General features: G+C 46.4%; 11 protein-coding genes. 2 read left to right on the top strand and 9 right to left on the bottom strand.

Annotation, left to right across the window (positions count from 1 at the left end; genetic code table 11):
- Positions 1-29 precede the first annotated feature (29 nt).
- Both F9L33_RS01835 and F9L33_RS01830 read left to right on the top strand, forming a co-directional pair.
- Positions 30-941, top strand: a complete 912-nt coding sequence (locus tag F9L33_RS01835) for a DMT family transporter (protein ID WP_152141028.1) — start codon at positions 30-32, stop codon at positions 939-941.
- The gene (locus F9L33_RS01830) at positions 938-1,675 is read left to right on the top strand and encodes a class I SAM-dependent methyltransferase (RefSeq protein ID WP_152141027.1); all 738 of its coding nucleotides are present in this window, start codon (positions 938-940) and stop codon (positions 1,673-1,675) included. The genes F9L33_RS01835 and F9L33_RS01830 overlap by 4 nt, the downstream gene beginning before the upstream one ends.
- On the opposite strand, the gene glmM is transcribed toward F9L33_RS01830, so the two are convergent.
- The 9 genes from glmM to F9L33_RS01785 form a co-directional block, all read right to left on the bottom strand.
- Complete coding sequence (gene glmM, locus F9L33_RS01825; protein ID WP_152141026.1) at positions 1,672-3,009, bottom strand: phosphoglucosamine mutase; 1,338 nt, start codon at positions 3,007-3,009, stop codon at positions 1,672-1,674. The genes F9L33_RS01830 and glmM overlap by 4 nt on opposite strands.
- 6 nt (positions 3,010-3,015) lie before the next feature.
- Positions 3,016-4,014: a dihydropteroate synthase gene (gene folP, locus F9L33_RS01820; RefSeq protein WP_152141025.1), complete on the bottom strand. Its 999-nt coding sequence runs from the start codon at positions 4,012-4,014 to the stop codon at positions 3,016-3,018.
- On the bottom strand, positions 4,015-4,458 hold the full coding sequence (locus F9L33_RS01815) for a GNAT family N-acetyltransferase (RefSeq protein WP_152141024.1): 444 nt from the start codon (positions 4,456-4,458) through the stop codon (positions 4,015-4,017).
- 29 nt (positions 4,459-4,487) lie between these two features.
- Positions 4,488-5,408: a dihydroneopterin aldolase gene (locus F9L33_RS01810; protein WP_152141023.1), complete on the bottom strand. Its 921-nt coding sequence runs from the start codon at positions 5,406-5,408 to the stop codon at positions 4,488-4,490.
- Positions 5,409-5,543: 135 nt separating this feature from the next.
- Positions 5,544-6,218, bottom strand: coding sequence for a cell wall hydrolase (locus F9L33_RS01805; protein ID WP_226803893.1), 675 nt, complete (start codon positions 6,216-6,218; stop codon positions 5,544-5,546).
- A gap of 165 nt (positions 6,219-6,383) precedes the next feature.
- Positions 6,384-8,948 carry a putative PEP-binding protein gene (locus F9L33_RS01800; RefSeq protein WP_152141022.1) on the bottom strand — a complete coding sequence of 855 codons (2,565 nt, stop codon included), beginning with the start codon at positions 8,946-8,948 and terminating at the stop codon, positions 6,384-6,386.
- 99 nt (positions 8,949-9,047) lie between these two features.
- Entirely contained in the window at positions 9,048-11,291 is a 2,244-nt protein-coding gene (gene glyS / locus F9L33_RS01795; RefSeq protein WP_152141021.1) for a glycine--tRNA ligase subunit beta, read from the bottom strand.
- A gap of 2 nt (positions 11,292-11,293) precedes the next feature.
- On the bottom strand, positions 11,294-12,199 hold the full coding sequence (locus F9L33_RS01790) for a DUF6446 family protein (RefSeq protein WP_152141020.1): 906 nt from the start codon (positions 12,197-12,199) through the stop codon (positions 11,294-11,296).
- The gene (locus F9L33_RS01785) at positions 12,196-13,119 is read right to left on the bottom strand and encodes a glycine--tRNA ligase subunit alpha (RefSeq protein ID WP_152141019.1); all 924 of its coding nucleotides are present in this window, start codon (positions 13,117-13,119) and stop codon (positions 12,196-12,198) included. Before F9L33_RS01785 ends, F9L33_RS01790 begins: the two co-directional genes overlap by 4 nt.
- Positions 13,120-13,169 lie beyond the last annotated feature (50 nt).

The raw sequence follows: 13,169 nt of genomic DNA, 5'->3' as shown, positions 1-13,169 counted from the left end.
TAGCGTAACATATACTTCATGGATATTTCATGTCTGAACAAACGCCGCATTCATTGATAAATTGGACCTTTCTGATCATCTTAGCGATCATTTGGGGCGGTTCATTTATGGGTGCAAAACTGGCATTGGATGGCTTTGGCCCAATGACGATTGCGGCTCTTAGGTTGCTGATCGCATCCACCATACTTGTTGGGTATGCCTGTTTGTTCCGCAATGGGTTGCCTAAATGGGAAACGCCTACAGACAAACGTATATGGCTGCATATCCTTGGTATGGGGCTGTTTACCAATGCAATCCCATTCACATTGCTGAATTGGGGGCAATTACGTGTTCAATCTGGTTTTGCGGGCATCAGCATGGCGGTTGTGCCCCTGCTCGTCCTGCCATTGGCCCATTTCTTGGTCAAAGGCGATCAGATGACCCGTAAAAAAGTTATTGGTTTCATCATCGGCTTTATAGGTGTGATCATTTTGATCGGCCCTGAGAAATTCATCGACAGATCAGGTGACCCTCTAGAACCTATCGCACGTCTTGCCTGCATCGTTGCCGCGTGTTGCTACGCTATAGGCTCGATCATAACGCGCCTTTGTCCGCCTGTAGGTTTGATATCTTATTCTGCGGCTGGGTTACTTATCGGCACAATTGGCATGGTTCCAGTTGCGCTATATTTCGAAGGCATACCTGAAATGGCCAGCACAACAGCAATTGCAGGTGTTATCTATCTTGGCGTATTCCCAACCGCCCTTGCCACATTGATGCTTGTTTATGTGATCAATAATGCTGGTCCAAGCTTTATGAGCCAAGTGAATTACCAAGTGCCAATTTGGGCAATTATATTCGGTGTCGTATTCCTGAACGAAACACTTCCGGCCAGCTTTATCTGGGCTTTGGGATTAATTTTAATGGGCTTATTAGTCAGTCAATGGAAACATCGCGCATGAAGAATAACACCTCTCAAGCGGATATCTACGCGCCAGAATATGTAAAAGACGTCTTTGATAAATGCTCCAGTCGTTACATCAAGTTCAGTTATTGGTGTTCATTTGGTTTTACCGAGCGATGGCGCAAACAATGTATAGAAAACATGCCAGTACCTGCCACAGTTACACCATCAGGTTATGATTTGATGGCTGGAACAGGAGAAGTGTGGCCACATTTATTCAATCGTTTCCCAGATATAAAAACAGTAACCTCCATCGATATTTCTTCTGGCATGCATAAACTTGCACTGGACCGCTTACATAAAATGCGCGCCCATAAAATAGACTTTATAGAAGATGATGTTTTCCAAAGTGGTTTAAAAGATCACAGTGCAGATTTTATTATCTGCAGTTTCGGCTTAAAAACGTTTAACCCAGAACAGCATCAAAAGTTTTCAAACCTCATAGCACGTGTTTTAAAACCTGGGGGTGTTTTTTCTTTTGTAGAAGCGTCAGATCCAAAAGGTTGGATATTTCGCCCAATGTACAACTTTCACTTAAAACGCATATTACCCCTTGTAGAAAAATTCCTACTGCAAGGGGCTCAAGATTTCTCAAATATCGGCCAATACACTGAAAACTTCCAAAATACGGAAGCTTTCAGCGAAATGTTGAAGGAGCAAGGTTTAGAAGTAACATATAAACGATACTTCTTTGGCTGCGCCACTGGAGTTATTGGCCGTAAGCCAGCCTAAGCGGCGGCTTCAACTGCGGCTGCAATATCACCAACGACCTGCTTTAACAAACCAGCATCTTCGCATTCGCCCATCACACGCACCAACGGTTCCGTGCCAGATTTACGAATTAACAGGCGACCATTGGCTTTAAGCGCTTCTTCGCCCGCAGCAATAGCCGCTTTCACACTGCTTGCATCCATTGGATCTTTGTCTTTGTAGCGCACGTTTTGCAGAAGCTGAGGATAAGGTTCGAACACATTTGCCAACTCACTGGCAGGTTTTCCACTTTTCATCATCGCATTCAAAAATTGCAAACCAGCGATCAAACCATCACCCGTGGTTACATAATCGCTCATAACAATATGGCCAGATTGCTCACCACCCAAGTTATAACCACCTTCGCGCATCGCTTGAACCACGTAACGGTCCCCCACACCTGTGCGCAATAACGTCATACCTTGATCTTCAAGATGCTTTTCCAAGCCCATATTAGACATTACAGTTGCAACAAGTGTGTTTTTTGCCAAAGTATCATTCGCTTTCCAACGCTTAGCAATCAGCCCCATCACTTGATCCCCATCAGCAACTTTGCCTTTTTCGTCGATCATCATGACACGGTCTGCATCACCGTCTAGGCAAATACCCACATCAGCACCATGCGCTAGAACTGCATCGGCAGCTGTTTGTGGACACGTTGATCCACATCCATCATTGATATTAAAGCCATTTGGAGAAACGCCCACAGGAATAACCTCTGCACCCAACTCCCATAACACTGTAGGAGCCGCTTTATAAGCAGCACCATTTGCGCAATCGATAACAACTTTTAAACCATCCAATACACGCTTACGTGGAAATGCGGTTTTCGCAAACTCCATATATCGCCCCAAACCGTCATCAATCCGTTGAACACGGCCAATATTTTCAGGTTGAGCTAAATTAATTTCACCATCAACCAGTTTTTCGATCTTGATTTCCGCCTGGTCAGACAACTTAAACCCGTCTGGTCCAAAAAACTTAATTCCATTATCATGATACGGATTATGCGAAGCTGAAATCATAACACCAACATCCGCGCGCATAGACCGCGACAACATCCCAACAGCGGGGGTCGGTACTGGTCCAAGCAAAAATACTTCCATACCAGTAGAGGCAAATCCGGCCGTCAAAGCGCTCTCAATCATATAACTTGAGCGACGGGTGTCTTTGCCAATAACCACACGGTGGCTTTTTTGGTCTTTACGAAAATAGCGGCCAGCAGCAGCGCCCAATTTCAATGCCATTTCAGCGGTCATTGGATGCGTATTCGCTAACCCGCGAACGCCGTCTGTTCCAAAATACTTACGACCCATAATACCTCACAATGTTTTCTTCCATAATCTAATAGCTTGCTTCGTCTGCCAAATATCATGCACACGCAAAAACTGAGCCCCTTGTCGCAAACCTTCTAATGCAATTGCAATAGAACCAGGTGCCCTATCAGCAGCATTTTGCGCATGACCGATCTCTCCGATGAATCTTTTACGCGAAACTCCCAATAAAACAGGGCATCCAAGCCCATGGAAAAGCGAAAGCCCGCGAATAAGTTGTAAATTGTGATCCATCGTCTTGCCAAAACCTATGCCAGGGTCAATCACAATACGCTCTTGTGGCAGTCCATTTTTTACACAAAGTGCGATTTGATCCGCAAGATGATCATAAATATCCAACAAAACATCGTCATATTCTGGGTTGTTTTGCATCGTTTTCGGGTCACTTAAGCTGTGCATCAAACAGACAAAAGGTTTTTCGCGACCTACCAACGGCAAACTGTCAGTATCATATGTTAAAGCCGTAACATCATTGAACATCACAGCGCCTGCTTGTAATGCTGCCGCAGCCACATCCGCCTTACGTGTATCAATTGACATTGGCGTTTCAATGCCAGCTATTTTCAACATTTCGATCACAGGGGCAGTGCGCGCAATTTCTTCTGAATTATCAACATAATCTGCGCCTGGTCGTGTGGATTCCCCACCAATATCCAAAAGAGATGTACCCTCTTTAATCATCGCTTTCGCGCGCGCGACAGCATTTTCAAAAGTATTATGTTGCCCGCCATCTGAAAAACTATCTGGTGTGACGTTTAAAACGCCCATGATATGTGGCTCAGACATTGAAAGCCCGCAAATATCATCGCGTTTACGTGCAATGTTTTCGACAATATCCACTGGTATTTCAGTAATTGGCACAACTGTTGATATACCACCTCGTTCCAAACACTCAGCGTGCGTAAACCAAGACCAGCCGCCAGCAATCGCACGTGCACCTTTCGGGCGGCACCGGTCAATCTGGGCGATAGGACGGTAATAAATCATTTATTCCAAAACCTTACGGTAAAATATTACCTTTTCTGTTTGTTCAAACCCCAAACGTTCATGCATCAATTGCGATGGGTAATTACTAAGTTCTACATCCGAACCGAACTCTTTAAACCCAGCACGTCTTGCTTTGCCTTCTAAAAACTCCACCAAAGCTCGTGCTATACCTTGTGATCGATAATCATCATGTATCCAAATACCTTCAAGAAATGGCACAGGTTGTGAATGGCATCCGTTTGCATAATCACGCAGCGCATATTCGGCAAAGCCAATAGCGGCGCCATCTACCTCTGCCATATAGGCAGATCTCTTTCCAGATTTATAAATGCGGTCCATTTCTGCCATTAATGCGGCATCAGAATACTCTGAAAATAGCGCGCGATACATTCCTAACCAGATATCACGGTCGCTTTTGCGTATTTCGCGGATGACAACATCCATTCCGCGTCTCCCCCTAGTTTTGAAAAAGCTTAAAGTTCTGACGGTGTTTTGACAACCTGCAGTCGTTTAGACGTTTGAACATTATCAAACCCTTGTAGAACCGAAATATGGTCTGCGGAGAAAGCCTTCGCAAACCACTGTGCCAAGGCTAAAGGTTGCGAGGCCGCAGCTTTCGGTTTGTCCACTGCATCCAATACAATCTTGGAAGGTGCCCAGACAGATAATTGGCCATTTTTCATGGCCCAATCCAACTCGGTACGTGTCCCAACAACAAAACACCGGTCATCTTTGGCAGCTAAGACCCAAGCATTCTGTTCAATAGACAACAATCCCAAACGGCGGTTCACAAGACTTACATCGGTAATAGGAGACTGTTCTAACGCAGGTTCCATACAGATAATCGCTGGCAAATCATGAGCAGCAACCGCATCCAACCATTCTGTCAGCTGTCCCCCATGCAAAATTTCATTCGGCAAGAAAACGACCAATGGGTTCACCTGAACACCAGCACCATCTATCTGAGCAGCGTCACCTGATTTAGATCGGACAATTTCCACACCTAAGGTGCCTGGAATACGGTCCAACTTTTCAATTCGCACGAAAATCTTTTGTGCCAATGGATGTTCTAAAATACTTTCGGCAATTCGTTCGGCCAAAGTTTCCAGTAAATTCAAACGTTCATTTGCCAAGTGATCTTCGATTGCTTCCGTAATAGTGTCATAGGACAGGATCAAATCCACGTCATCGGTCTGTGCCCCATCACTGCAACCTACTTCCAAGACCACATTAAACCGAATGCGTTGCATGGTACCGCGTTCCGCTTGAAAGGCGCCGATTTCCACCTCTTTGGTGTAATCACGTACAGAAATACGATCCAATGGTTCAGCCGTTTGCGTGGCCTTCGCGCGAATTTCAGGTGTTTCAAAGGCAACAGAAATATCATCAGTCATAAGTATACTCTTTATATCTGGCTTTCACGTAACCCTGCATAAACTCTATAACAAGGGTTTTGTCCAAAAAGACTGCAACAAATACGAAAAAACCGCCCTAAAAGGCGGCTCCATCGAGTTGAATATTAGTTCAGATTATGAACGGTAAAAATAGTGGCTGCCTACTTTTGCAGTGCGTGTAAACTTACGTGACCACCTCGGGCTTACAGCACCCGTGTGATAGAACATAGCGCCCTTTGTCAGGTTGCGTGCTTTGCCATCCAACATCAAACGCGCAACTTTACCCACTTGGATATAAGCACCACCTTCGGAAAACACTTCTGCACGCCCGTCACATTTATATGAAAACTGACAAGCATATTTTTTACCCGTTGTTGAGCCTTGCCCAATCACACCACAAACAGAACTTGGGAAACGTTTGCTATCTCGGCGGTTCAAAATAACTTCTGCTACTGCAAATTGACCTTGCAGTGTCTCACCGCGCGCTTCGAAATACAAAGCTTCGGCCAAGCAACGCCATTCTGAGTTGCCATTCGCACGTGGTAATGATTTCAATTGTGCTTTTGTGGTAATGTTAGAACCAATTGAACGCTCACCACGCGCTGCATCTGGTAATTTCGTAGATGCGCGGCTCAAAAGTGCCAATCGTTCAGTTCCGACTGTGGAAAGTGTTGCGTGTTCATCCGCAAGAATCAATGACATTTGTGACAATAATTCTGACGGTCCTTGTGCAATTGCAGAAGTTCCCATAACAGTGCTAACCAATAAAGTAGCAAAACCTTCAGTGATACGTTTAATCGAAATATTCATTACAGCAGCCCTTTTTACGCGGGGAAAGAATCCCTGCAAAGTTGGCGACTTTTACAGATACCACAGGCAGTATGTCCAGAATTTCAGATGTCACACCCCTGTGACTGTAACATTTATGTTAAAAAACAAACTTTATTTCGTTTAGTTGCGTTTTTTGTAATTTTATTACTTTTTTACGTCCAAAATTGCTGCTTGTGCTGCAGCCAATTTTGCAATGGGTGTTCGAAATGGAGAGCAAGACACGTAATTTAGACCCACTTTATGGCAAAACCATACAGATTGCGGGTCGCCACCGTGTTCTCCACACAAGCCCAATAACAAGTCTTTTCTCTCCGCGCGCCCACGCTCGCAAGCCATCAAAAGCAACTCGCCAACGCCATCAACATCCAATGAATGGAATGGGTCTTCTTCGAAAACACCATGACTGACATAATCACGCATGAAACGACCCGAGTCATCGCGACTTAAACCATAAGTCATCTGTGTTAAATCGTTTGTGCCAAAACTAAAGAACTCGGAACTGCGTGCAATCTCCCCTGCCCGTAAAGCTGCCCGGGGCGTTTCCACCATAGAGCCTAATGTATAGGAAAGCTGCACACCCGTTTCATTCTTTACAGCAGAAAATACAGAATCCACACTGGCACGAACAAGTTCCACTTCACGATTTGCCGATACAAGTGGCACCATGATCTCTGGGGAAATGAGATCCGAACCATTCTTATGCACATGAACAGCTGCTTCAAAAATCGCACGCGCCTGCATGTTGTAAATTTCAGGCACCATAATACCCAAACGCACACCACGTGTTCCCAGCATCGGGTTAAACTCGCGTAGATCTTCCACGCGCGCAGTGATTTTCGACAATGGTAATCCCATAGCATCTGCCAAAGACTGCATTTCATCACGTGAATGCGGCAAAAACTCGTGTAACGGGGGATCAAGCAGGCGGATACAAACGGGCAACCCCTGCATAATCTCGAACAGCTCAATGAAATCTGACCGTTGCATAGGCAACAGCAAGTTCAACGCTGCTTGGCGATCTTCGTCCGTATCCGCAAAAATCAACTCGCGCATCACATTCAAACGACCCGCTTCAAAGAACATATGCTCCGTACGTACCAAACCAATGCCATCCACATTGAAATCCCGCGCCATACGTGCATCTTGGGGCGTATCTGCATTCGCACGCACACCTAATTTGCGCGTCTCATCCGCCCAAGTCATAAATGTATTAAATGCACCGCCTAAATTCGGTTGTACCAATTTAGGTGCACCCAACAGAACTTCGCCTTCACTCGCATCCACAGTGATTACATCGCCTGCACGCAAAACCACACCATTAGGCAAAGTCAAAACCTTGCCGCGCACATCAACCTTCATATCGCTGACACCAACGATGCAAGGCACACCTATTGTCCGCGCCACAACAGCCGCATGACTGTCGCGCCCACCTTTGGCTGTTAAAACAGCTTGGGCTGAATGCATCCCACGCACATCTTCTGGCGTTGTTTCAATACGCACCAAAATACACGGTTCTTCACGCGCAGCACTGGCTTGGGCAGCATTTGCCGTAAACACAATTTTACCTGTCGCAGCCCCTGGGCTGGATGAAATACCAGTCGTAATCACCTGACGATCCGCGCGTGGGTCAACAAGTGGATGCAAAACCTCATTCATGCTGCGAGGATCAATCCCCATCAGCACATCTTCTTTGGATTTGATACCATCCTCTACCAAACGCACAGATATCGCCATCGCAGCACGTCCTGAACGTTCCGCAGGAACAGCATCCAAAATCGCAACGGCACCATCATGCACAGTAAATTCCAACTGCATTGCATCACCACAAGCTTTGCGCGCCTCCGCAGAATAGCTTCTCAAAGTTTCAAACGCTTCTGGACATACATCTTCCAGTGAAGGTCCACGCTTATCCTTACTTAGGAAATGTGCCTTGGCCTGATCATCTGTTGCTTCACGCCCTTGCGATTGAGACAAGTAACGCCCATGTGCTTTTTTCTCGCCAGTACGCGACGATACGAACTGTGCAATCCCAGCACCACTTTCACCACGCCCCAATCCCAAAGCCATCTCTTGAATGATTAAACCCAGCCCTGCATCCTCAGGCGCACCTTGCGCCATACGCAAAATACGCGCTGTTGTCCCATCCCATGCTTTTACAAAGGACCGTAATGCTTTGCGCAATTGGCGCACAGGTTCTTGTGGAAATAACTCGCCAACGTTTTGATCATAAAGCGCTAAAGACGATCCAAGCACTGCTTCATAGTCAACTTTGTCATTTTTTGTGTGCAAAATATATAACTCATCGAACCATTCTGGGTCCAATCTAGCCACTTTAACAGAATAATCTTGAACAAATCGTGCATACAACGCAACAGCGGCCTCTTCACCCAAAGGTGCTTTCAAAATATCACAAGTCGCTTGGTTCATCCCCAAATTCAGCAATGCATCAGGGCCACCCCATTCACGCGCCACAGGGCTTGCACGTACAGAAACCAAACATCCTGTTGAAAGTTCTTCTAGGAAAGGCCACTCTGCGGGAAAATCTTCATTCGAGATAGCTTTGACAGCATCCAGCGACAAGCCCCAAGCTTTTGGCACAGGCAAGCCCGCATCCATCAGCGTCACTTGGGCAGCAGCACGCGCACCATACACATCTTTGGGTGCAGTGGTACCAGCCGTTAGGGCCATAATGCGTGGGAAATCTGTCATTCTAAATCCTATCCATTAGGAAAGAAGTCTAGCGTTATATAGAAACATCTGACAAGCCGTTGATCTGACGCAGCTTTCAACTGTTGCATTCACGTAAACTTAGCCTTCAATGCTACCAAAATCTGCAACCTGTCCCATCACCACACGAATGCGGTTTAACAGGCATAAACGATTGCGACGTACCATTTGATTATCACTGTTGACTTGGACTGCCTCAAAGAAAGCGTCAATTGGTGCCCGTAAAGACGCCATCGCGGCCATCGCGGCCGCAAAATCTTCTGTTTTGACCGCAGAAGCGGTTGCACCTTGCGCAACATCCAAAGCAGCAAACAACGCTTTTTCCGCGTCATCTTCAGCAAACTTAACCTCAGGGTCGAGTTCATAAGACACACCGTCTTTTTTCTCTTCTGCCGTCAGAATGTTATTCGCACGCTTAAAGCCCTGCAAAAGGTTCGTACCGTCATCTGTTTTCACAAAAGCTTGCAATGCCTCTGCACGCTTCACCAACAACACGAAATCATCATTGTTCGGCATCGCCAAACACGCATCTATAATGTCATGGCTAATGCCCTTATCGCGCAAATACACTTTCAAACGGTCATGGAAGAAACCTAACAAGTTCTTACAATTCGCAGGCAACTCTTCAACCAAATGATCCAACCATGCTTGTTCACCAGAGAATTTTTCTTGGCCTTTATTGCGCACAGCATCCAGCAATGCATGTAATGCAGCTCCGAAAATGCCGCGTTTCGCAATTTCACCCAGCAATTCAGTTTCTAGGAAATTATGCTTCTCAGCATCCGTATTCAAATCACTGAAAACTTTTTGGCGCACCAACTCTGCATCAATCCACTTAGACACGTTCACACGCACAGAGTTTTCCAAAATCAATCGGATCACACCCAATGCAGCCCGGCGCAATGCGAATGGATCCTTAGATCCCGTTGGCTTTTCATCAATCGCCCAGAAACCAGCCAGCGTATCAATCTTATCAGCCAAAGCCACAGACACAGAAACCGCTTCACTTGGCACATCATCAGACGGCCCAAGCGGGGAATAATGCATTTCACACGCGTTTGCTATGCTTTGATCCAGCTCCGCTTTTTCTGCATAATACTTGCCCATAATCCCCTGCAACTCAGGAAATTCATAAACCATTTCAGATGAGAGATCACCCTTTGCAACCTGCGCAGCTTTCACAGCCAATTCAACGTCAGCACCGACAACCGGCGCAATCGTACCGCTTAATTCAGCAATCCGTTCAATCCGCTCTGCCTGTGTGCCCAGTTTATTATGGAACGTCACATTCGACAACTTCGCCGCCATGTCATCCAAAGATACGCGTAAATCGTTTTCCCAGAAGAATTTCGCATCAGACAAACGCGCAAACAGAACCTTTTGGTTCCCTGCCAGAATAGTGGCGCCATCATCCTTGGTTTCACGGTTCGCAACCGTGATAAACTTCTCAATACGACCAGTTTTAGGATTACGCACAGAGAAGAACTTCTGATGTTCTTTCATAGACGTCTGCAAAACTTCCACAGGCAAACCCACAAAATCCTCTGCAATATCACCCATCAAAACCACAGGCCATTCAACCAAACCGCTGACCTCTGCCAACAACCCGCGATCTTCGACCACCTCAAGCCCTTGGGCAAACGCCATGTTCTTTGCATCTTCCCATATGTGATCCGCACGCTCCGACGCGTCCAACATCACATAGGATTTCTTCAATTCTGCACGGTACTGATCGAATGAATTTACATTGAACGATTCAGGCGCATGAAAACGGTGCCCTGCTGTCAGGTTTGCCGCTTCAATGCCATCCACATCGAAATTAACCACTTCGGCGCCGTCCTCGGCAGACAGAATACACAAAATAGAATGCAACGGGCGCACCCAGCGCAAAGTTCCAGCACCCCAGCGCATGGATTTCGGCCATGGAAAATTCCGCACAACGTTTGGAACAACTTCCGCAATAATATCTGCCGCAGGGCGCCCTGCTTTTTCGATAATCGCGTAATAAGCCTGACCTTTTTTATCGTCGCGCACTTCCAGCTGGTCTTTGGTCAAACCAACGCCGCGCAAGAAGCCTTCTAACGCTTTTTCAGGTGCATCTACACGTGGGCCTTTGCGTTCTTCACGCAGGTTTGGGCTTTCAGCCAACAAACCTTCTACCGTTAAACACAAACGGCGTGGTGTCGAAAATCCAGCAGCAGACGCATAAGTCAAACCCGCAGCCACCAACGCATCTGTTACAAGCTTTTTCAAATCCTCAGCCGCACGCACTTGCATACGAGCAGGGATTTCTTCGGAAAACAGTTCTAATAGCAAGTCAGCCATAATTATTCACTTTGCGCTTTTTGATGCCAAGCAAACGCGCGGCCGTCTTCATAAACGGCAACCACACGATCAATACCTGGGTGGATATTCTTTTCCCCGACAAATGCCAAAGCAGTGCCAGTGTTTAAATCAGCCTGAACCTGTGCCGCATCAAAGCAGTTTAGTTTTTCAGACTTCGGTGTTGGTGTGTCATGTGTTTGGTATGTTTCCGTTAACAGACCGTAGGTAAGCGGTGTTTTAAAACAGCCATGAAAACTTAATGGATCAGCCGCATTCGCAACAGCATCCAAATTATTCGCGTTAATCACCTCAGACGTACTGCCGATATAAGGCAACAAGCGGATTTGCGGTGAAACAGTTTGGTATTCAGCCTTAGCAACCTTAACATCAGCCGCAGGTTCAACCACACGTGATTGCTGCTCTCCATCAGGATCAGGACAGCCTTCTGGTAAATCATTACCGCTAAACTGGCTTTCGCCACAAATATTGATCTGACGCCACATAAACGCACGCCCATCAGGATATTGAACAATAAACGTATCAAACCCATAGGGTTCGTTTTCATTCGCCAAAATCGCCGTCGCATCACCCGACTGCAAATCATCCGTCATTTGCCCCGCATCAAAACATTTGAAAAACTGCGGTGCATTCAAAGGTGTCGCCACATCTTTATATTCATCCGTCGGAAAGTAATCCCAATCAACGTTAAAACAAGCGCGCATTTTCAGGGGCGATGTATCCGCATCAATGCCATCGTAATTGCTTACAGGGAACATATCGCCATAGGCAACCACTTCGGTCACATCCGTGATCCGTTCGTAATACGCCCGCTCAATAGAATACCACAGCCCGCCACCCGCAATGGCAGCGCATAACAATAAACTTATGACAATCGACTTGCCGTTCATGCCGCAGCACCACCAGCTTCGGTTTGAACGAACGCATCAGCACAGGCTTTCGCCAATGCACGGACACGGCCGATATAAGCTTGGCGTTCTGTCACAGAAATCACACCGCGTGCATCCAACAGGTTAAACAAATGCGACGCCTTAATACATTGGTCATAGGCAGGATGTGCCATGATGATCTTGGCACCTGTCTTTGGGTCAACATGCTCCTGATCCAAAATACGCTTACATTCCGCTTCGGCATCTTTGAAATGCTGTAACAGTATATCCGTATCCGCCACATCGAAATTCCAACGCGAATATTCCTGCTCGGTCTGTTTGAACACATCCCCGTATTTCAAATGAATAGGCGCATCAGGATCGTTGAATGGCATGTCCATCACATGATCCACACCCAAAACATACATCGCTAGACGTTCCAAACCATAAGTCAATTCACCCGATACAGGCTTACAATCATGGCCGCCCACCTGTTGGAAATAGGTAAACTGAGACACTTCCATCCCATCACACCAAACTTCCCAACCAAGACCCCAAGCACCCAAGGTTGGGCTTTCCCAGTCATCTTCGACAAAACGAATATCATGCATATCCATTTCAATGCCGATCGCCTCTAACGATCCCAGATATAAATCCTGCAAATCAGGCGGGCTTGGCTTAATCAAAACCTGATATTGATAGTAATGCTGCATACGGTTTGGGTTTTCACCGTAACGCCCATCTGTCGGGCGACGTGACGGTTGCACATAACAAGCCGCCCAAGTGTTTGAACCCAGTGCACGCAACGTCGTTGCAGGGTGAAATGTCCCTGCCCCAACTTCCATATCATAAGGCTGCATCATCGCACATCCATGGGATGTCCAATAAGTTTGAAGCCGCAAGATAATTTCTTGAAAGGAACGGGGTTTATCAGTCGCCATTGTCTACACTTTGTTTAGATATGCTAAAGTCAGTTCTTACTTAGGCAAAC

The sequence above is a fragment of the Amylibacter sp. SFDW26 genome (assembly GCF_009184395.1).
In the GTDB taxonomy this organism is placed as follows: domain Bacteria; phylum Pseudomonadota; class Alphaproteobacteria; order Rhodobacterales; family Rhodobacteraceae; genus Amylibacter.
The sequence above is the reverse complement of the archived record's forward strand: the minus strand, read 5'-3'. Positions and strand labels throughout refer to the sequence as shown.